16 protein-coding genes and 1 pseudogene are annotated in these 21,595 nt (G+C 44.6%); all 17 read right to left on the bottom strand.

Features of this window, described 5'->3' with window-relative positions:
- Nucleotides 1–48 precede the first annotated feature (48 nt).
- Nucleotides 49–369: pseudogene (locus tag IE039_RS05810) on the bottom strand (ABC transporter ATP-binding protein); the annotation flags it as partial.
- A gap of 104 nt (nucleotides 370–473) precedes the next feature.
- Entirely contained in the window at nucleotides 474–2,456 is a 1,983-nt protein-coding gene (locus IE039_RS05805) for an ABC transporter ATP-binding protein/permease (RefSeq protein ID WP_048701379.1), read from the bottom strand.
- 13 nt (nucleotides 2,457–2,469) lie between these two features.
- Entirely contained in the window at nucleotides 2,470–3,126 is a 657-nt protein-coding gene (locus IE039_RS05800) for a YfbR-like 5'-deoxynucleotidase (RefSeq protein WP_029509893.1), read from the bottom strand.
- Nucleotides 3,127–3,178: 52 nt separating this feature from the next.
- The gene (gene mprF, locus IE039_RS05795; RefSeq protein ID WP_189428886.1) at nucleotides 3,179–5,734 is read right to left on the bottom strand and encodes a bifunctional lysylphosphatidylglycerol flippase/synthetase MprF; all 2,556 of its coding nucleotides are present in this window, start codon (nucleotides 5,732–5,734) and stop codon (nucleotides 3,179–3,181) included.
- Complete coding sequence (locus IE039_RS05790) at nucleotides 5,721–6,458, bottom strand: alpha/beta fold hydrolase (protein ID WP_010003892.1); 738 nt, start codon at nucleotides 6,456–6,458, stop codon at nucleotides 5,721–5,723. Before IE039_RS05790 ends, mprF begins: the two co-directional genes overlap by 14 nt.
- 54 nt (nucleotides 6,459–6,512) lie before the next feature.
- A complete protein-coding gene (yajC, locus tag IE039_RS05785) occupies nucleotides 6,513–6,869 on the bottom strand; it encodes a preprotein translocase subunit YajC (protein WP_010003891.1) in 357 nt (118 codons plus the stop codon).
- 86 nt (nucleotides 6,870–6,955) lie between these two features.
- Nucleotides 6,956–8,173: a tRNA guanosine(34) transglycosylase Tgt gene (gene tgt / locus IE039_RS05780; RefSeq protein WP_029509896.1), complete on the bottom strand. Its 1,218-nt coding sequence runs from the start codon at nucleotides 8,171–8,173 to the stop codon at nucleotides 6,956–6,958.
- Nucleotides 8,174–8,358: 185 nt separating this feature from the next.
- Nucleotides 8,359–8,991 carry a JAB domain-containing protein gene (locus IE039_RS05775; RefSeq protein WP_189428888.1) on the bottom strand — a complete coding sequence of 211 codons (633 nt, stop codon included), beginning with the start codon at nucleotides 8,989–8,991 and terminating at the stop codon, nucleotides 8,359–8,361.
- A gap of 30 nt (nucleotides 8,992–9,021) precedes the next feature.
- On the bottom strand, nucleotides 9,022–10,428 hold the full coding sequence (locus IE039_RS05770) for an MFS transporter (RefSeq protein ID WP_189428885.1): 1,407 nt from the start codon (nucleotides 10,426–10,428) through the stop codon (nucleotides 9,022–9,024).
- Nucleotides 10,425–11,606: a bifunctional folylpolyglutamate synthase/dihydrofolate synthase gene (locus IE039_RS05765; protein ID WP_189428884.1), complete on the bottom strand. Its 1,182-nt coding sequence runs from the start codon at nucleotides 11,604–11,606 to the stop codon at nucleotides 10,425–10,427. Before IE039_RS05765 ends, IE039_RS05770 begins: the two co-directional genes overlap by 4 nt.
- 139 nt (nucleotides 11,607–11,745) lie before the next feature.
- On the bottom strand, nucleotides 11,746–13,302 hold the full coding sequence (gene cshA / locus IE039_RS05760; protein ID WP_308426351.1) for a degradosome RNA helicase CshA: 1,557 nt from the start codon (nucleotides 13,300–13,302) through the stop codon (nucleotides 11,746–11,748).
- A 43-nt stretch (nucleotides 13,303–13,345) separates the two neighbouring features.
- Entirely contained in the window at nucleotides 13,346–14,506 is a 1,161-nt protein-coding gene (locus tag IE039_RS05755; protein ID WP_189428883.1) for a serine hydrolase domain-containing protein, read from the bottom strand.
- Nucleotides 14,507–14,532: 26 nt separating this feature from the next.
- A complete protein-coding gene (locus tag IE039_RS05750) occupies nucleotides 14,533–15,858 on the bottom strand; it encodes a UDP-N-acetylmuramoyl-tripeptide--D-alanyl-D-alanine ligase (protein ID WP_189428882.1) in 1,326 nt (441 codons plus the stop codon).
- Nucleotides 15,859–15,912: 54 nt separating this feature from the next.
- Nucleotides 15,913–17,289 (bottom strand): 23S rRNA (uracil(1939)-C(5))-methyltransferase RlmD, encoded by a 1,377-nt coding sequence (gene rlmD, locus IE039_RS05745; RefSeq protein WP_189428881.1) that lies wholly within the window; start codon nucleotides 17,287–17,289, stop codon nucleotides 15,913–15,915.
- A 124-nt stretch (nucleotides 17,290–17,413) separates the two neighbouring features.
- Nucleotides 17,414–17,680 (bottom strand): type B 50S ribosomal protein L31, encoded by a 267-nt coding sequence (locus IE039_RS05740; RefSeq protein ID WP_010001225.1) that lies wholly within the window; start codon nucleotides 17,678–17,680, stop codon nucleotides 17,414–17,416.
- An 89-nt stretch (nucleotides 17,681–17,769) separates the two neighbouring features.
- Nucleotides 17,770–19,056, bottom strand: coding sequence for a UDP-N-acetylglucosamine 1-carboxyvinyltransferase (gene murA / locus IE039_RS05735; protein ID WP_029509904.1), 1,287 nt, complete (start codon nucleotides 19,054–19,056; stop codon nucleotides 17,770–17,772).
- Between the two features lie 81 nt (nucleotides 19,057–19,137).
- Nucleotides 19,138–21,594: a phenylalanine--tRNA ligase subunit beta gene (gene pheT / locus IE039_RS05730; RefSeq protein ID WP_189428880.1), complete on the bottom strand. Its 2,457-nt coding sequence runs from the start codon at nucleotides 21,592–21,594 to the stop codon at nucleotides 19,138–19,140.
- Between the last annotated feature and the right edge of the window lies 1 nt (nucleotide 21,595).

Raw genomic sequence — 21,595 nt, 5'->3', positions numbered from 1 at the left:
ACACCAATCGAGATCTTCTTACTTAATCTACGTCACTAAATTCGTTCAAGTTATTTCTTGCAATCTGCCAAATGAAAAAGATTGAATTTTACGATACTCATCGGCCCGGATATCGGCAGCAATCCCCTGCGAAACCTTGGCGGCAAAAATGGTATTGATGACCCCAGCCAGTAACCCAATCACGGCCAAACTAATCAACGCAATCCCGTTTGACCATACGGCTTGTTGATTATCTGCAATAATGGCATTCATCACCTGTTGCAATAACCGTGGTTGCCACAAAGAGGCACCCGCCATAATGACCACGGCAAGCATTGACAAGGCAATCTCGCGGCGGTAAGGTTTGGCGTGTTTTTTTAAAATCTGCATTCATTACTCCTTTGAATCTGATGCGTTATCACGTCATCATTTAATAGCCGATCGGATCGCATAAAAAAGTGCAGTTGCCTGCACCTTTTATGTCTCACCATCGCTTAATCTGCTGCTAACGCATCAATTGTATTGAGTTTTGCTGCCCGTCGTGACGGTACAAAGCTAGCAACGAGTGCGATGAACAAAGCGATCACAACGGCAAAAATGACGTTGCCAATCGACACTTGTACGATATCAAAATGAATGAGGCCTTTCAGGGCGCTATTCATGAGCATTTGGACAACATATGCCATCGCAATGCCCAAAGCAGCTGCAATCAAACCAATTAACAGCGCTTCGTTAGTGAATAGTCCACGAATATCCTTCGCGCGTGCACCAAGAGCGCGTAAGACGCCAATTTCTCGGGTACGCTCAGACACGGACATGTAAGTCGTCACAATAATCATAATGGCTGAAACAAGCAATGAAATACCGGCAATGGCTGCCAAAACATAAGATGCCAAGCTCGTAATCGTGTTGACGGTGCTGAGAATCTCATCGACTGAGACGCCCACAAAGACTTGTTGGCCATTAGCTTTGACTGCGTTAATACGTGCCATGGTTGCTTTCACGCGCGCTGTATCTTTGATTTCAACGGCAGCAAAGTTCGCATCCGCTACGGCATGGTTTGCCGTTAAGTCACGTTGAATCGTTTGCCAATTTTGGATAAATAAGGCGCCTGATTGCCCCCCACTCGTGATGCCACCAATTTTGGCTGTTGTTTTAATCATCACAGGTTGGTTATTGGCATCATATGCCATATAACTAAAGGCAATATCTTGGCCGATAAGTTGCCGATAATTTGGCTGAATTTTCTTGGCAAAATCACGATCAATCAAGACTTCACCATTTTTGGGTTGGTGACCGGCCTTAATAATTTTATCGGAATACTGCGGCGTCCAAGATACCAGCTGTACGGGTTCCGAACGCACTTGACCAGCGGTGAAAATCGCATTGTTGTATTGGCCACCAGGATAAACCGCACTCACACCTGATACCCCACGCAATTGTTTTAATAACTGGCCATCCAATGTTGTGCTGGTATAGTTGGTCGCCCTCGCCTGCATCGTGGCGCGCATGCGTTCTGTTGCAGGTGCTTGTTTATCAGTTGTAGTATTGCGTAAAACGCTTTGATAGTTTGGATTGACCAACGCATCGACTTGATCCCCAATGTAGCTTTTGACCCCATTTCCCAAGCCAAGAAAGAAAATGACTGAGAAAACACCAATGGCCGAACCAAACACAATCAAAAAGTTTTGTAACTTTTTGTATTTCAGATGATCAAACGCCATATTCCAAACGGCCCGACGGCGTAATGGCCGTGAGTGTAACCGGTGCGTTTCTGCTGGTACTGGGAACTTTGGCTTTAAGATTTGTTCACGATCAATGACACCATCCGCCATGTGCACAATGCGCGTCCCATAATCAGCCACGGCTTGCGAATGGGTCACCACAATCACTAATTTACCTTCTTGGGCAATTTGCTCAAGTAAGGCCAACACTTCAGCCGTGTTAACCGCGTCGAGGGCACCCGTTGGTTCATCGGCAATCATAATATCTGGATCAGCGGCCAATGCTCGCGCAATGGCAACACGTTGCTTTTGACCACCAGATAGTTGCGAGGGATACTTGTGAATATGATCAGCTAAGCCGACCTTGGTTAGTAATTCAGTGGCACGTTGTCGGCGTTCACGTGATGATAACGTCGTCATATTCAAGCTCGTTTCGACATTTTCCAAGTTAGTTTGATAATTAATCAGGTTGAAGCTTTGGAAAATATAGCCGATTGTTTCACGGCGATAAACGTCTAACTTTTTGGCTTGCGTGTGGTCCAAGGTTTCACCATTGACCACCACCTGACCTTCAAAGTTACGATCCAAGCCACCAATAATATTCATCAGCGTGGATTTACCACCACCTGATTCCCCTAAAATCGACACAAATTCGCCTTTTTCAAAGCTCAAGTTAATCCCTTTTAAAACCGGAAAAGCTGTTTTACCGATGTAATACGACTTTCTAATATCGTGTAATTCTAAAAATGCCATTGTTGCCTCACTTTCAATCTGCTGGGGTCACTGCTGCAAAGTCAGGCAATAACTGCTTGGCTAAGTCATATAATTGTTGCTTGCTAATAAAATCTTCGGCAAAAATATCCGGTAAAATGTCGGTAGCAATGTACTTCACACTCGCCATCGTCTTAAATTCAGCCAAGGATTGGAGACTGCTTTCAAAAATATTCACAAAAACAGGTTCTGGATTAAACTTGACGAGCTCACCGTATGCTTCATACAGCAAATCAACCTTATCGGCAATCGATAAAATTTTGCCTTCGATGGTGTCATCCTTCCCTTCACCTAGACGGCGGGTATACGCTGCCTGAAACTCTTTAGGGATTTCAGTTTTGATGAAATTTTCCGTCATGGTCTCTTCCACGTCAGCAAGCATCGCCCGCAAATCCGCCGTGGCATATTTAACCGGCGTTTTAATATCACCAATAAAGCGTTCGGTGTAATCGTGATTTAAGGCCTTCTCATAGACTGATTGCCAATTAATCGTCGCGCCATTTTGCTCTTCCACATCCGCTAAAAACTGCGCAATTTGGGCAACTTTCCAAGAATGCGCCGCCACGTTGTGCGGTTGATACTTAAAAAAGCCCGGTGCACGGTTAATCAGTTCTAATTGATTTAATCCCATAAAATATTCGTGCATTGGCATGATCATTCTCGTGTGTCACGCAACAAACTTGCGAGGTGACACACGTTCCTCCTTATTGTTCAGACTCGTTATCTTCGTCATACACGACTTTGATTTCTGGTGCACGTGCCACACCCTTATTATCAATTTTCAAGAGGCCAATCATAACCATGATAATCCATGACTTTCTTGAGTACGCAATGTACATAGGCACCCAGTATTTCGTAAATTTACGCTTATAATGATGCAACCCTTCAAATGAATAAACTTTTGACCCAAATTGGTATACCAAATTAGCTAACCGCTCGCGACCAAAACTCTGGCGATGTTGGCCAACGTTGGCCAGCGGTGACATCCCCAAATTCAACGTCGTCAATCCTTTTTCGTTGGCATAGGCAATCGTGTTCACAAACAACACATCCATCACACCATTTGGTGCTTGCTTGGTAAAACGCATCAAGTCAACAGCCAATTGTTGTTCGGTATGTGACGTTACCAGCGTGGCAAAGGCTTCGATTTGGCCATCTTTTTCTAAGACGGCAATTGGATAGCGTTGGAGATAATTTTCGTCAAAGAAGCCTAATGAATACCCTTTTTCTTCACGACCCGCTAACCACTCATCACTAATTGCCCGTAATTGTACCATCACTTCGGCACTAAATGGTGGCTGCAATACTTTAAATTCAAAGCCGGCGCGATTGGCTTGATTAATCACGGAACGCACATTTTGCATTTTCTTACCGGCAGTTGAGAATTCTGTGACGATAACATGCGCTTCTTCACCTAGCTTAAAGAAATCATAGCCAAATTCATGCGCCAACATGGCAATCCGTTCACTGACTTCATAAAATACCGGCACATAACTTAAAACATCCGCCTCATCCACGAACTGTTGCATCGCATCAGCGAAATACGTGGCGTCGCCAAACGGATCGCCCATCACCATTGCTTGATTATTAATCACGCGGAATTGTAGGCCAACGCGATCTTGTCCATCAACCTGATAGAAGTAAAAACGTTTGTCACCCAAAAAGGCCAAGTTGGTATAATGCGTATCTCCAATTGCTAATAACCGTTGCAAGCGCGCTTCATCAAACGGCACCCCAAGTTGTTGCTTGTGGGCACGGAGGTAGCGTGATAACAACAGACTAAAGACTGTCACCACCAAAATAATGGCGGTTCCCATGAGCCACCAGTGCACTGACGGCAATAAACCAAGATGCGTTAAGCGCTGAAAATGGTTTTTAACAATCGGTGCATCAATCATACCAAGCAATAAATAACTGATAATGAGTGCACCCCAAATGGTGCCATCAATCACCTGTTGCTGCCAAGAGTGGATAAATTGTTTGCGATACAACGTTTTCTTACTAAAGATAAAGCCAACCAAGAGCAACCCAAAGATGATAACTGGCAAAATTTGCCGATAAGACATATACGCATAAATGACCACCAAGACGAGTAAAACAATCGTCGAATAATAAGCGCGTTGCACTCGATTGGCCACGCCACGCGCACTAATAAGTAAGAGAAAACCCAATAAAATATTTGGCAGCTGGTTGGCAAGCGCAAATGTAATTGGCCATGGCCGTAGATGATGTAGGATGGTCACCCGTTGCATGATACCTGGCATTGTCCCGGACAAAACTAACAAAATACCTGACAAATATAACGCAATAGTCGTCAAGCGATGCGTCACCGACAAGGCAACATAGTGTGGTACCCCACGATATTCACGATTGATTTTGCGAGATAACCGGTAGCAAAACAAGACAATGGCACTAAACAATGGCAGCATGTTGTAAACCAGGCGATACAAAATCAGCCAAACCACCACTTTTTCAATATCCACAGATAAGCCCGATAGCATCAATAGCAACGACACATCAAGTGAGCCCCAAGTTCCTGGTGTCATCGTCACCAGCGCAATGGTATTGGCAATGGTGAACAATAACATCATCATAGCAATGCGGACATCCACGCCAATCGTAAGCCCAATCGTCACAAATAACGCCATTTGGATGGCAAAGGTTAAGACCGCATTACTCGTGAGCAAGACAAAGGCACGCTGTGTCATCCCCGACCAGAAATTAAACCGGGGGATAAGTGAGATGATGCCGACCACCACCGCAACAGCGAGCAAAACCATCAACCAAATCAGATTATCGTCAAAGTCGGGGATGACATTTAACCAGATGGCTACAATTGCCATCACACTGGCGATAAACAACCCACCTAAACTCAAAACATACATCTGAATATAGGGCTTTAACCGGCCACCATTTTTTTGATCAGCAAACCAAATGCGGCGCAACAAGACCCCGACTGTCCCAACGAACCCAGCATTAATATTAAACACATTAATCAGCCATGACCGTTGCAACAATTCAGGCATCTCAATTTGATAGTGCTGCCATTTGGCTAAGATCACGTCGTTTAACACGGTTGGCAACACCGCAATAAAACCTAAAATCATCAATAAAATCGCTTGCCACCAATAAATATCATTGATGGTTGAAAAAATCATATCCCAGGTAATTTCTCGGGTCATATAAATCGTCTGCCCAATCAAAATCAGGGTCACAGCTGGCACAATCAACCGTGATAAGAGTTGTTTAAACTTTTTCATGCTCTTCTCCTTGTTGTAAAAATGGTAAGACTAACGCACTAAATTTTTTTGGATTGGTGTAAGTCACAAAATGGCCACCGCGTGGAATAATCACGACTTCTGCATGCGGTAAAATCGCTGCAATACGTTCAATATGCCGCTTTTTCACTAAATCAAACCGGCCGATGACCAACAATGTTGGTGCCGAAATGCGCTCTAAGTCTCGTCGACTAATATTGAGTGGCTCACTCATCACATGCAGCTGTTTATAACGCCGTTTAGCATAATGATTAATTGGGGCTAGTAACCGCATTAAAAACTGCGCCGTACGATCAAACCACCAAAGCACTTGATAGACCCCTTTTTTGGATAAGTTGGGGGCATTAAGGACGAGACGGGTCACGCGTTTAGGATAAAGCGTGGCATACTTAATCCCAATATTGGCGCCATCACTATAGCCCAGTATATACAGCGTTTCAATTTGCTCGGTTTGGCGAATGGCCTCGATATCAGCTACCATGTCATCAAAGGTAATCCGCCGCTGCGTATTGGACGAACGCCCATGTCCTCTGGTATCGATTGCAATCACATGAAAGTATTGGGCATATTGGGTAATTTGCGGCCGAAAATAACGGGCCGAGCCACCATTCCCATGCAGCAGAAACAAGGTTTGGTGTTGGCGATCCCCAAATTCATCATAGACAATTTTTGTGCCATCTGGTCGTTGAATTGTTTTTGTTTTCATGATTATTTGCCACCATTCAAAAAAGAGAGCAATATGCTCTCTTTATTATAACGTTTACTTGTCGGCTGGTTCGTTTGTGTTCACAATCTTATCTTCAGCAGGTGTTTCTGCTGGCTTCAGATCATCCACAACAACCTTTTCGCCAGCTGCAGGTGCTTTTGGCTTGATTGTGCGAATAGCGGCCAAGTCAAACGTCAAAATAACGCCTTCGGCGTCCAAATCAACAGTCTTAGCGACCTTATCAACGCTATCAACAACGGCGTGCAAACCACCGATTGTCACAACTTCAGATCCTTTTTCAAGGCTGTTTTGACGTTCTTCTTGCGCAGCACGTTGCTTCTTTTGTTGGCGGTTCATAAACCAAAACATACCAACAATCAGAATAAGTGGGAGGATTAAGTTTGCATTCATGGTAATTTGTCCTACTTTCTAGAATAGGTCTGCCATTTTCTGGTCAGACACTCTACTTTCATTATATCAAAAATTCACGCTGTTTTTTAGAATAAGCGTGCATTCGGCTTATTATAGCCATATTCTTCCATCACTGTTTCTCGGAAGGCCAATAATTCATCATTTTCAATCGCTGTGCGCATATCTTCCATAAACTGCAACAAGAAGCGCAAGTTATGTTGCGAAGCGAGTTGAGCCCCAAGAATTTCGTTTGCGTTAAACAAGTGGTGCAAATACGAACGCGTCAAATTCTGGAATGGGTTATACGTTGGATCATCAAATTGTGCTTTATTGCCAAATTGTTCACGACGAATTGGATTAGGTGAGTAGTAGCTTAAATCCGGATCCAAAGGGGTAAAGTCATGCTTATACTTTGAATTCTTAATGACCACACGACCATAGCGCGTCATCAAGGTACCCTTACGGGCTATTCGTGTTGGGAGCACCGAATCAAACATATCAATCCCGCGAATAACCCCATCAATCAAGGAATCAGGTGCCGCCACGCCCATCAAATAACGCGGCTTATCTTCTGGCAACAATGGCATCGTAAAGTCCAAGACACGATTCATTTCAGCTTTCGACTCCCCAACAGACAAGCCACCAACGGCATACCCTGGCAAATCCAGGCTCACGAGGCCATTAGCAGATTCTGTCCGTAAGGCTTTAAAGCCTGCCCCTTGCACAATGCCAAACAAAGCCTGGGTGTCTGGATTTTTATGCGCAATTTGCGCCCGTTCCGCCCAACGTAATGATCGTTGCATCGATTCTTTGATATAGTCATAACTTTCAAAATAAGGAATGGCTTCATCCAGTTGCATCATCACATCAGAACCCAAATTGTTCTGAATGCGCATCGCCACTTCAGGTGATAAGAACATCTTATCCCCGTTCACATGGTTTTGGAAGGTTACCCCTTCTTCTTGCAACTTTCGGGCGTCAGAAAGTGAAAAGACTTGAAAGCCGCCAGAATCCGTTAAGATGGCTTGATCCCAACCCATATATTTGTGCAGCCCACCGGCTTCAGCGATCAATTCATCCCCTGGTCGAACCCACAAATGATAGGTATTACTCAAAATAAATTGCGCACCGATATCTTTGAGTTCCCGTGTCCCAACGCCTTTAACAGCGCCTTGAGTCCCCACTGGCATAAACATTGGCGTCTCAAACGTTCCGTGTGGGGTATGAATCCGGCCACGACGTGCGCCCGTATATTTTTCAGTATGCAGATGTTCGTACCATACTGCTGGTTTTTCTGTTGTCATATTGTTATGGGCTGTTGCCCTGACTGACTAGCGATCAGAGCAACAGCTTATCCTTTTCTATTCATTATGAAATCAATCTATTTCATTCTACCAGTTTTTGAGAGACAAAAAAAGACGCATCGCAGGAAACACCCCAGGCGCGGGCCTAATGGTCTTGCGATACGTCTGTTTATCACGCACACTGATCACTCAGAAGTCGTTCCTTGTGTCCAATGTTTGGTGAGCTGCTGGTTTTCTGACATACTCCAATAGCTGTCACCTGTGACAATAAAAGAATCAAACATGGGCATTCCAAGTTGTGTGCCCAAATTTTGTAATTGTTGACTACACTGTAAATCACTATCTGATGGCGTCACATTACCACTAGGATGATTATGAATCATCATAAAACCTAACGCATTGGCCTTGAGGACACGCTGAAAAATTTCCCGTGGGGATGCTTGAACATGCGTTAAACTACCGACAAAAATGGTTTCCCAGCCAATCACGTTCAGTTGCGCATCTAATAACGCCACACATAATTGTTCTTGGGGTAAGTGACCCAGTTGTTTTTGCGCATAGTGTCCAATTTCTTCCGAAAATTTCGCACTTAACATTTTCGGCCGGGTCACACTAGCGACCTGACGACCAATCGCCATCCCAATAAGCAACGCGCGGTTAATCGTGGGATTTTGGGCAATAAAATCTTCTTGATTATCCTGTGTCATTTCATTGAGATCATAGTCATTTGGAAAAAAACTGCGCAGCATGTGCAATTGCTGCGTCGCATCTTGTCCCAACGTTGCATAGTACTTTTTGATTTGGTCATTTAATGTCACTATCATCTCACCTCTCTGTGAGATGATACGTTATAATGCGCGTTGCTTCACAACACGTAATGCCCAAAGGGACAAACTCCCAGCAATCACAATCAACAAAATATCTAATCTAAACATCCAAACAGTACCAGCGCGTGTTGCCGCAACAAAGGCTGCTTTTGAATCCACTGCCTGATTTTGGAAAATCGCTAATACACCAGCAGCTAAGGCAATACCCACGGCTGCTGAATAGTTATTCGTGGCTGAGAAAATCGAGTTCCCGGCATTTTGATGCGCAACCGCCACATGGCTGACCGCATAGGTCATGTTATTACCAAACCAGAAGCCAGCACCGAGTTGCACAATCATAAAGCTCAATGTCATATTGGCAACACTCAATGGGAGGATAGCCATGCACAATGTCCCAATCATCATCAAGCTTAACCCAATCATAATCGGCAATTTAGCCCCGTAGCGATCGTAAAGTCGGCCTGACACAATCGCCATGAAGGCATAACCCAAAGCACCTGGTAGTAACGCCAAACCAGCCACCTGCGCATTTTGGAAAAGCACAATTTGCAAAGCCATTGGAATGGCGTAGTTAAAGGTTAAGTTCACGGTTTGCGTCACAAATGATGCGGCAATACTAAATGAAAATGTCTTAAACTTAAAAATTTGCGGATCAAGCAATGGTGACGGTTCGCGTTTGGCATACCACAGATAGGTCAAAATACTACCCAACATGATGACAAAAAGGCCGATACTATAGCCATTGGTAAAGCCATGTGTACTCATCCGTTCGATCATGAAAATCCCGGTGACAAAAAACGTGCTCAAGAGCAACCAACCAATCCAATCCAGCTTTTCTTTGACCACCACTGAGACTTGCTTAATTGTAAACCACCCAAGAATCAACGACCCAATTTGCACGGGTAAAACAACCCAAAATACCGTTCGCCAGCCATAATTTTGCGTTAAATAACCACCAAAAGCCGGCCCAATGGCAGGCGCAAAGGAAATAATTAACGACCCAAGGCCCACCATTGTGCCGCGTCTATTCTCTGGTACTTGTTCAAAAATAACATTGTACATCAGTGGCATTCCAACACCGCCACCGATACCTTGGAGCAAGCGGCCAAATAAGGTAAAGCTAAAATCATGACTCACCGCATCAATCAACACACCAGCAATCGAAATCAGGGTTGCCACAATAAATTGACTACGATTCGTGAACCGCTTTTTCAGCCAGGGTGACAAGATGACCACCATACTGGTGAGCAAGATGACACCGGAAGTTAACCACTGGACCGTACTTGACGTGACATTAAATGTGGTCATCAAAATTGGAAAACTCACGTTTAAAGCCGTTTCCAACATAATATCGGTGAAGCCTAGTAAGCCAATGGCTAACACACTTAAAATTAAGCGCGCTGATAATTTTTTTTCAACTTGTTTCATATCTTTCCTCTCACCTCACTCACAAAATATAGTGACCCAGTAAATACAATCAAATCTGATGAACTAGCTTGATACGCTGCCTGCCAGCTGTCGGAAGTGGTGAGCCCATATTGTTGCGCCACTGCTGCGATGTCTAAACTATGGCGCCCATTCGGCCCAACAAATGGGACTAACACAATTTGGAGACGACGATCTTTTAAGAGGTCATCAAAAGCTAGCGCCACATTTTTATCCATGAGACTGCCAATAATTAACGTGATTGTCTCCGGTTGTTCATCTAAGTCTTGCAAGGCCTGATGCAGCTGTCTTAAGCCATCAACATTATGGGCCCCGTCAAGTAATACATTGGGCTTGAGACGTTCAAAACGACCAGAAAACCGACTTTCGGCTAATCCTTGTTGGATTTGCGCTGGGGTGATTCGATCATCAAAGGCAGTAATGGCAGCCACTGCCGTGGCCGTATTTTGAATTTGATAAGTCCCTGGCAAGCCTTGTGCATACGCATTCAGCTGACCTTGTATGAGCGGCCTTTTAGCTATTGCAGCAATTGCTGCTTGCGCCTCATCTGGTAAATCACCAATCACAACCGCCATGTCATCATGAATAATCCCCGCTTTTTGCGTGGCAATCGCTGCAATCGTAGGACCAAGTAAGGCTTGATGATCCAAGCCAACACTGGTAATCACTGCGACCCGTGCATTGGGCATCACGTTGGTTGAATCCAATTGCCCGCCAATCCCAACCTCAATCACTAAGGCATCTAAATTTTGCTGCGCAAAATAAGTCATCATAATGGCCGTTATGACCTCAAATTCAGTTGGTATATCTGGTGCCAAAGCGGCATCAACTGTCACCAATACATCGGCAACGTGTTGCGTGACCGCTAATAAGTCCTCTGCTGGTATTAAGTTATTATTAATCTGAATACGTTCACGAAAATCAGTGATAAAGGGTGAGATAAACAGACCGGTGCGATACCCAGCGACACGTAAAATATTACTGGTCATCGTGGCAACCGACCCTTTGCCATTAGTACCTGTAATATGAATAGCTGGTGGCAACGTATTTTGTGGTTGACCCAATGCCGCTAACAACGTGTGCATGCGTGCCAAGGACTCTTTTTGTCCACCTTTAGGTCGATTATGGATATAAGCAATCGCTTCAGCAACTGTTTGCATCGTCTGTCTCCTTCACCCTTAACTAATGAAAAACCATCCAACACTTGTTTGGACGGTTTCATCGTATAACTTTATAAAACGTGTTGCATGGTTGAGCGTCACACAACGCCGGATTTAAAACGCTTTGTTGGTGCGAAAATTAATCTTTTTCGCGAACTGTAAATTCACGACTCTTACGTGCGCCACCCGTACGGCGTTCTGTTGAGCGACCATCACGGCGCTTATAATCACCAAAACGACGGTCGCCATTACCTTCACGACGTGGACCACCATTACCGCGACGTTCACGGTTACCACCACGGCGATCACCATTGCCGCGACGATCGCTGCTACCGCTGCGACGTGATGATGACCCACCGTTACCACCACGACGACGTGGCAATGGTCGTTCACGTGTGATTTCAACAGATGTGTTTTGCTTTTCCAAATCAGCAACAGATGACAACAAAGCCGCTGCCAATTGTTCTGAGCTGTATTGTGCTGTCAACTTTTCAACTTCTGATTGAATATCATCAGCATCAACTGTGTTAACCAACTTTGACACTTCACCAGCAGCGTTCTTGATCTTGCCAATACGTGCTTCTTGTAGTGTTGCAGGTTGCAACGGTGTCATGCGCTTCTTAGTTAAGTCTTCAATTGCACGCAAGTAATCCATTTCATTTGGAGCAACAAAAGTGACTGACACCCCTTCAGCCCCCGCACGACCTGTACGGCCAATACGGTGAACGTATGATTCTGGGTCTTGTGGAATATCGAAGTTATAGACGTGTGACACATCCTTAACGTCCAAACCACGGGCTGCCACATCAGTTGCAACCAAAATGTTGATTTCGTGTGACTTGAATTGTGACAACACGCGTGAACGCATTTGTTGTGTCAAATCACCGTGCAAACCAGCTGCATGGTAACCACGGGCTTCCAAACCACGGGCCAATTCTTCAACACGACGCTTTGTACGACCAAACACAATCGCCAACTTAGGTGCTTGTACATCCAAGATACGTGTCATTGTGTCAAACTTTTCGTTATCACGTGCGCGAACAAAGTATTGATCAACCAAGTCAGTTGTCAATTCCTTAGCTTCAATTTGGATATGTTCAGGGTCAGTCATGAACTTGACACCAATCCGCTTGATTGCTGGTGGCATTGTAGCAGAGAACAATAATGTTTGACGGTCTGCAGGTGTGTTCTTAATGATGGCTTCGATGTCATCCAAGAAGCCCATGTTCAACATTTCATCGGCTTCATCCAAAACCAATGTCTTCACTTGATCAATTTTAACTGTCTTACGGTTAATATGATCCAACAAACGGCCTGGTGTTCCCACCAAAATTTGTGGGTGTGACTTCAAGTTTTGGATTTGACGGCGAATATCTGCACCACCAAAGACAACTTGCACGTCAACGTGCTTGTCATAACCCAACTTCTTCAATTCATCGGCTGTTTGAATTGCTAATTCACGTGTTGGTGACACGATTAATGCTTGAATATTTTTGTTATCTAAATCAATGTTTTCTAAAATTGGTAAACCAAAGGCAGCTGTCTTACCAGTTCCTGTTTGCGCTTGACCAATAACATCTTTACCCGCTAATGTTAGCGGAATTGTCTTTTCTTGGATTGGTGTTGCTTCCACATAACCATGTGTTGTAATGGCATCCAAAATATCTTGTGATAAACCTAATTCACTAAACTTCAAAATTTCTCTCCTCTGCGCGTTTTGGCGCGTGTGCGATAAACCGTTATGACGTTTTTATCGCTGTAATTTGTGTAAAAAGGGTTTTAGCTAGCGGTTGCCAGCTCTTACCCTTTTCAAATACGTTGCTCAATAAGATGACCGCATCTTGACCATCTGGCGTGAACAGTACAGTCGGCTCATATCCAGTGATAACACCGTGTCCATCACGATACTGCGCATGATGATACAAACCGGCACTATACGATTCCCCCGGTACGGGTGTCCACATCGCCTGCAAACACTGACTGTCAACAATCCGATGTTGCATCAGTAGACGATAATAGGCATACAGCTTGCCGACTGTCATGGCCATATTGCCAGTGCCTGTCTCTCTGGCAAATAATCCTGGGTTATCTGCGGTTGGCTCACTGTAGCTGCGTGTTTGATAACCCGTTGTGCGATGCGCTTGCGTCACAAAGTGGCGATAATCAACAATATTGAGCTGCCATTGTTGATTAAAGACCCGATCAAATAACTGATCGTACGACTGTCCCGTAATTTTCATCAAAATTCCAGCTAACAAACGATAATTCACCGCCTGATAAGCCCAAGACTTTGATCCCAGTAGTCGCACATGCGCTGCATCAAAGGCAACGTTTTCTTGTTCAGTCGTCACCTGATGCCCCAGAATATACTCACCCAAGCCACTCGTCATCGTCATCAATTGGCGAATCGTCACTTGATTGGCATCTGGCACATCCGGGTAATACGTTGCTAACGTCGTATCCAAGCTGAGCTTTCCAGCCTCCACTTGTTGCATAATCAACGTTGCGGTAAAGCTTTTTTGCAAAGAGGCAATTTGAAACAATGATTGTGCATTGTTTAATTGCTGCTTGGCTTGGTTGGCATAACCATAGCCTTGTTGCAAAATTACTTGCCCATGCGACACAACTAACGCGGAACCGACATAGCCAGCGGCTTTTAGCTGCTGATCTAACTGTACTGCTTGCTGATTATGGGTTAGAAAAACCGTTTGATCACGCATCGCAGTTCTTAGACCATTGTCGGCCTTTGCTCGTTTCATCAGCGCTTTGGAAACCTTTGCATCAGCAGTTGTTCTCAAAGCAACCAAACTCGATAGGCTAACAACACCTAGCAGTAACATAACCAAAATACCAGTATGCCATAAATGACGTCGCCTGGTATTGTGTTGCGTGCGTTTCAACTCTGCATCCCCCAAAAATACAACAATTATTGTACTAATGCATTAACAACGTTTTCTAGATGAATGCCATGACTTGCTTTTAATAAGATCACATCCCCTGCATCCCCTAACGTCTTAAGGTCTGCAATAAGTGCATCAAGTTGATGTGTGTCATATAAATGCAAGTGCTCTGAATCAAAGTGTGGCGCTAAAATTGGGGCTGTATTTGCCGTAAACAATTGCCCAACAAGGTAAACACCAGTCACGTTTGCTGCCAAAATTTCTTTGGCCAAATTGGCATGTAATGTGGCTGCTTGTTCGCCTAATTCTAACATATCTCCCAGCACAACATACTTGTGTGGTGCCGGTATTGCTTTTAATGTCGCCAGAACTGCTGCTACGGCCGTCGGATTTGAATTATAAACATCACTAATCAAATTCACGCCGCGTGCTGTCACGAGTCGCTCTGTGCGATTTTTAGTCAAATCAAATGTTTGTAGCGCCTCAACGGCGTCGTCTAAATCAATATGTAGTAAGATACCCGCTGAAACTGCTGCGAGCGCATTCATAATATTATAACCGCCAATTAACGGAATTGCAAATCGAGTTTCTTGATACGTAAATGTTGTCATCGTCGCATCGCCCTGAACTGCCGAGACACCGTCGCCAAACAACACCACTTGTTGGGCAATAGCCGCTTGCGTTAACAGCGGCTCATCAAACGGAATACACAAGACGCCATCTGGTTTCAGACCAGCCACAATTTCCAATTTAGCTTGGGCAATCTTAGCGCGTGTCTGGAAAAATTCGATATGCGCTTCACCAATCATGGTAATAATCGCCACGTCCGGCACAACTAGTTTGGAAAGTGCCGTCAATTGACCTGGCCGATCCATCCCAAGTTCAACAACTAATACTTCCGTATCGGCTGGCATGGTCAACAACGTCATCGGCACACCAATCTCGTTATTGAAATTTTCTGGTGTTTTAAAGGTTTTATAACGTTTCGCCATCACCGCAGCCGTCATATCCTTTGTGGTTGTTTTCCCATTAGAGCCCGTAATGGCAACTACTTTAGGGTTCAACTCCTGGCGACGAAAAGCGCCCAGTTGTTGTAGCGCAATCAGCGTATCTGGCACAACCACAGCTGGTACATCGTTTGGGATGTCGTGTTGATCATCAACCAAAACGGCTACTGCCCCACGCTGTAAGGCATCTTGAATGTACTGATGCCCATCGTTATCAGCGACTAAAGCCACAAATAAATCCCCTGGCACCACTTGGCGTGAGTTAAAGCTCACGCCTGTGACTTGGCCACTACCTTGTGTTTTGGCGTTTAAAATGTCGCCAATTTTTGCTATTGAATAATCCATGTGTTCTCCAAAAATATCCCCAGCGATAGCAACTATCGCACACGCGTGACTTGATTAGAAATTTTTCTTAAAAACCGTAATACTTTCCACATGGGATGTCTGTGGAAATTGATCAACTGGTTGTACTGGGCTTTCAATCTGATAGCCTTTTTGCACAATTTCAGCGGCATCCCGCGCCAAAGTGACTGGGTTGCAGCTAATATAAACCAAGCGTTCTGGCCCCATATCGACGGTTGCTTGAATTAATTCACTCGTTAGCCCACGCCGAGGCGGATCAACAAAGACCACTTCTGGCTGCAGTTGTGCCGCTTCCCAGATTTTAAATTGTTCTGGCGCATCGGCTAACAAATAAGTAGCATTTTGAATCCCATTAAGCCGCATATTATGTTGTGCATCCGCCACTGCGCCTGGTACCACTTCAACACCTAAGACTTGCTTCACACGATTGGCCACCGTAATCCCAATCGTACCAATACCTGAATAGGCATCAATAACCGTATCGGTTGGCTGCAACTGCGCTTTTTGCGCTGCGAGATCATAGAGGACTTCCGTTGTTTGCGGATTCACTTGATAAAACGAATTCGGTCCGATAACAAATTGGTATCCGAGCAACGTATCATGAATCGCATCGTCGCCCCATAATGTCCGATTGTTGGGACTTAACAAAACAAAGTCTTTTTTTGGACTAAAGTTAAAAATTAAACTTTTTAATTCAGGCAACTCAGCGCGCAATGCCGCAATCACATCTGCCTCATGCGGAATAGTGGCGTCGTTTGAGACGAGTACAACCATTAATTCATGCGAATAATAGCCACGTCGAATCATAATATAGCGAATTGCACCGGTTTGGCTATCCGGATCAAACGCACTAATTTGGTACTTTTCTAAGATATCGCGAACCACAACAATGGCTTGATCAATTTTAGCATCATTGACAAAATAGTCTGTCATTGGCACTAAATCATGCGTCCCACGACGATAAAAGCCGCTTGTTAAATGGCCATTCTGCCACTTAACTGGGACAATTGTTTTATTGCGATAATACGTCGGATCCGCCATCCCAATGGTTGGTGCGACCGTCACGTCTAACCCGCGTTGGGCAAACAACCGTTGAACTTGTGCCTGTTTCAAGTCAAGTTGCGCTTGGTACTTAAGATTCACAAGCGGGGCTGTCCCCGCATCGATTAGATACTGGCGATCACTATTTTGACGTTGATCTGATGCCACCAAGCGTTGCAATACCTTGGCATAGCCCGAGAATTTGTCAACTTGCGTCACTTCAATGGTGATTTTTTCACCTGGGAGTGCATCCGCGACATAAAGCGGATAAGTGGGGGTAATATTGACGATGCCCATCCCATCAATTCGGATATCATCTACAGTCACCGTCAGTTGTTCATGCAGTTTTACTGGCAAAATTGTTCGTGGCATCGTCTCCACCTTGCAAGCAGCGCATCATCCTAGCCAATCAGTCATGATGGCGCCACTAACCTTTCTCTTTTTATGCTTTAAAAAATAAAAGCGCTCACCAAAGTGAACGCTTTTATCAGAACAATTACTTGTCTTCGTTGTTCTTGAAACCAAATCCAGCAAACTTCTTGTTGAACTTGTCGACCGCACCATCGGCTTGTGTAAACTTTTGCTTACCTGTGTAGAATGGGTGTGAGTCCGATGTGATATCCAAACGGATAACTGGGTATTCTTTACCTTCAAATTCAGTCGTGTCGTTTGATGTTGCAGTAGAAGCTGACAAGAACTTCTTACCTGTTGTTGCATCAAGGAAAACCACTGGACGGTATTCTGGGTGAATGTCTGCTCGCATAATCATTTCTCCTTAGCGCCCTGAGACTTTTGTCACAGAGTCAGTTTATAACTAATACAGTTTATCATGTGCCGTATGAAATTACAAGGCTATGGCATCAAATTAATTAAATCAATGCCTTCAATCGTAATATCAGCGCCTAGACCAGCAAGCTTTTCTTGAATACGATCATAGCCACGCAAAATATGATCAGCATCGTTAATCACAGTGTCGCCATCAGCCATCACCGCAGCAATAACTAAAGCTGCACCCGCGCGAATTTCGGCAGCAGCAACATCTGTGCCGACAAGACGTGGTGAATGATTAACCCGAATTTCACCAGGCTTTTCAGAATCAATATCACCGCCCATACGACGCAATTCTGCAATATGCTTCACGCGCTTTGGATAGATTGTATCTTGAATGACACTTTCACCTTCAGCCATCAACAATAGTGGCGTGATTGGTTGTTGTAAATCAGTAGCAAAGCCTGGATAAGGCATCGTTTTAATATTAACTGGTTGTAAAGCGTCTGATGGGTAGACGTGAATCGCATCTTCACCGATGTCCAAATTCACACCCATTTCAATCAATTTTGATGTGTAAGACTCCAAATGTTCTGGAATAACGTTTTTAATCGTCACCCCATCACCAAAGGCTGCCGCCATACTCATATAAGTACCGGCTTCAATCCGATCAGGAATGACCGTATGCGTGTTTGTCGCCTTTAATGTTGGCACACCTGAAATACGAATGGTATCCGTCCCAACGCCACGAATGTTGGCACCCATGTTATTCAAAAATGTTGCAATATCAATAATTTCTGGTTCACGTGCCGCGTTTTCAATGATCGTTTGACCCTTAGCACGCACCGCAGCCAAAATAATATTGATTGTTGCACCAACTGAAACCGTATCTAAAGCGATACGTGCGCCGACTAGCCCATTTTCTGTGGCATCAATATGGATAATATCATTGCTTTCCGTTACCTTGGCACCAAGCGCTTCAAAACCTTTAATGTGTTGATCAATCGGACGTCGGCCCAAGTTATCCCCACCAGGGAAAGTCACCGTTGCGCGGTTAAAGCGGCCAAGTAAAGCCCCCATGAAATAGTAAGAGGCACGAAGTGATTTAATTGCGCCACTTGGCAAATCACTTTCCACAATTTGTGTCGGATCAATGGCCAAATTGCCATTTTCAAATTTTGACTGAACGTTCATTGCATCCAAGATGAGTTGCAAATTTTTCACGTCGAGAATTTGAGGTACAGTATCAAAAGTCACTGGTGTATCCGCCAAAATAGCAGCAGGAATAAGTGCTACTGTTGAGTTTTTTGCGCCACCAATTGTGACTTCACCATGGAGGCGTTTGCCGCCGTGTACAATTATTTTAGCCATGAGGTTTCCTTGTAATCGTTATAGTCCATTGATAATTATACCGTGCCAACAGACTTAACTCAAATTTAATTAGAAAAGATTTTAACGCACTTCCACATGAAGTTGCGCGATCAATGCATTGGTTACCCGTTCAAAGTCAGCGTTAACCTCTGCTTCAACTAGTGTCTCATCATTATCTTGATACGTCAACGTATAGGCTAGTGAGCGCTTACCGGCAGGCAAATTATCCCCTGTGTAGACATCAAATAATTGTACATCCACAAGCTTGTTACCAGCTGTTTCACGAATCAGGGCGACAATGTCAGCATGTTGAATGTGTTCATCAACCAACAACGCCGCATCGCGTCGCATTTGTGGGAAACGTGAAATTGGGGCATAAGCAACGTCACCAGTTACTTGTGACATCACTGCAAACAAGTTCAGTTCAAAGCCAAATACCGGTGCTAACTTATGAGCTTGTGTCACCTTAGGATGAATTTGCCCCACAAAACCAAGATAAACATCGCCACTGTAAATATCAGCCGTTTGCCCAGGATGCATGTTTTGGTGGCGCTTTGTCGCTTCATAACGCACATTTTCAACACCGATTTGGGCCAAATATTCAGCAACAATCCCCTTCATATCATAGAAGTCAACTGGCTTTTGCGTTTTATCCTGTTGCCAACTTGAAGTTGCGCGTGTACCCGTCAAAACACCAGCCAAATGTTCCATTTCAGTTGGCTGCGTATTGTCGTCAGTCCCAATAAAAATACGCCCCTGTTCATAAAGTGCCACGTCGGACACGCCATGATTGACATTATAAACAACATCTTCTAATAGACCCGCTAATAGATTTTGACGCACTGTCGTCCGATCTGAACTCATTGGGTAGTCCAACGTGACAACCTTTTCACCAGGATTTTCAGCAAATTGTTGTGCCTTTTCAGGTGTAGTTAAGACGTAGGAAATGGCTTGATTCAAGCCCAAACTTTCCATAATACGACGACTTGCACGAATTTGACGCTGACGTAATGTTAAGTGACCAGGTGTTGTTGGCCCATAAGGCAAAGTCACAGGCAAATTGTCATAACCATAAAGGCGCGCAATTTCTTCAATCAAATCTGCTTCAATTCGTAGATCTGGTCGACGCGCTGGCAAGGTCACTTGAATGGTGTCCGCTGCAATTTGATAGTCCAGGGCTAATTGATCAAAAATGGCAGCAATATCTGCAAGCGTCAATGATGTGCCAAGAATTTGATTCACACGTGCCGCCGTCAATGGCATCACAATTTCTTCATAAGGTGTATCGGCTGCAACCACTCGGCCACGGGCTACTTGGCCACCGGCTAATTCATCAACCAATTGTGCGGCATGATCCAAAGCCGTAAAGGTTGCATCCCAGTTCACGCCACGTTCAAAGCGAGCCGAAGCTTCTGAATGCAAATTATGACGACGTGCCGTAGCGCGCACCAAACTCGGGTTAAACACAGCACCTTCCAAAACGATGTGTCGTGTCGTATGGTCAACTTCTGAACTGGCACCACCCATGACACCAGCCAGCATCAGTGGTTCATCAGCAGTGGCAATCACGATGTCTTCATCCGGACGAAGATCACGCGTTTGGTCATCCAACGTCACCAATTGTTCCGCTGTTTTAGCACGACGCACATGCACGGTTTTATCCGATAACTTATCCAAATCAAACGCATGCAAAGGTTGCCCATACATCAACATCATGTAATTTGTAATATCAACAATATTGTTAATTGGGCGCATACCCGCATTCCAAAGTGCTTTTTGCAGCCAGAGTGGTGAATCACCAACCGTCACGTTGTTCACCACGCGCAAAGCATACTTTGGCGCCAAAGTGTCATCTTCAATCACGACATCAACTTGATCACTGGCTAACGTCTCATATTCGACTAAATCAAATGCTGGCTCAGTTACTGGTTGCTTTAGCATCGCCCCAAATTCATACGCTGTCCCAATCATTGAGAGCATATCCGCACGATTAGGCGTTAAATCAGTATCCAACACGGGATCTGTCATGCCCAGCGCCACTAAGGCATCATCACCAGGTTGCACACCATCATTTGGTCCAAAGACATAAATACCCGCTTCAAAGTCTTTCGGTGCAATTTTATTATCAAACCCAATTTCTTGTAAGGCTACCAACATCCCATAAGACATTTCACCACGTAGCTTAGCGGCTGTTAAGGTCATTAATTCGCCTGATTCGCGATTAATAATATGTGCCCCAACTTTAGCCAGAACAACCAATTGGCCCACGGCTACGTTGGGTGCCCCTGTCACAACTTGTACCAATTCAGGTTCACCAATATTGACTTGTGTGATAACCATGTGATCAGAATCTGGGTGTGGTACAACACTGACAACTTCAGCAACAACAAGACCATCTTGTTGTTGCGCCAATGTCGTGACGCTATCGACTTCTACACTCGTGCGGGCGACTTGTTCAGCTAAATCCGCTACCGCTTGTTGATCTAACGCAATGGTTTGGTCTAAATAATCATTTAACCATGTTAAATTCGTTTTCATG

It is taken from the genome of Leuconostoc lactis KCTC 3528 = DSM 20202 (genome assembly GCF_014651235.1).
GTDB classification, from domain to species: domain Bacteria; phylum Bacillota; class Bacilli; order Lactobacillales; family Lactobacillaceae; genus Leuconostoc; species Leuconostoc lactis.
Note: the sequence above shows the minus strand (reverse complement) of the source record. Positions and strands in the feature narration are given on the sequence as shown.

Excerpts from the sequence above, each read along its gene's own strand:
- IE039_RS05765 (WP_189428884.1), bottom strand. The coding sequence starts at position 11,606 with ATGCAAACAGTTGCTGAAGCGATTGCTTATATCCATAATCGACCTAAA.
- IE039_RS05805 (WP_048701379.1), bottom strand. The coding sequence starts at position 2,456 with ATGGCATTTTTAGAATTACACGATATTAGAAAGTCGTATTACATCGGT.
- IE039_RS05740 (WP_010001225.1), bottom strand. The coding sequence starts at position 17,680 with ATGCGAGCAGACATTCACCCAGAATACCGTCCAGTGGTTTTCCTTGAT.
- pheT (WP_189428880.1), bottom strand. The coding sequence starts at position 21,594 with ATGAAAACGAATTTAACATGGTTAAATGATTATTTAGACCAAACCATT.
- IE039_RS05770 (WP_189428885.1), bottom strand. The coding sequence starts at position 10,428 with ATGAAACAAGTTGAAAAAAAATTATCAGCGCGCTTAATTTTAAGTGTG.
- IE039_RS05800 (WP_029509893.1), bottom strand. The coding sequence starts at position 3,126 with ATGCCAATGCACGAATATTTTATGGGATTAAATCAATTAGAACTGATT.
- IE039_RS05790 (WP_010003892.1), bottom strand. The coding sequence starts at position 6,458 with ATGAAAACAAAAACAATTCAACGACCAGATGGCACAAAAATTGTCTAT.
- rlmD (WP_189428881.1), bottom strand. The coding sequence starts at position 17,289 with ATGCCACGAACAATTTTGCCAGTAAAACTGCATGAACAACTGACGGTG.
- tgt (WP_029509896.1), bottom strand. The coding sequence starts at position 8,173 with ATGACAACAGAAAAACCAGCAGTATGGTACGAACATCTGCATACTGAA.
- mprF (WP_189428886.1), bottom strand. The coding sequence starts at position 5,734 with ATGAAAAAGTTTAAACAACTCTTATCACGGTTGATTGTGCCAGCTGTG.
- IE039_RS05750 (WP_189428882.1), bottom strand. The coding sequence starts at position 15,858 with ATGGATTATTCAATAGCAAAAATTGGCGACATTTTAAACGCCAAAACA.
- murA (WP_029509904.1), bottom strand. The coding sequence starts at position 19,056 with ATGGCTAAAATAATTGTACACGGCGGCAAACGCCTCCATGGTGAAGTC.
- yajC (WP_010003891.1), bottom strand. The coding sequence starts at position 6,869 with ATGAATGCAAACTTAATCCTCCCACTTATTCTGATTGTTGGTATGTTT.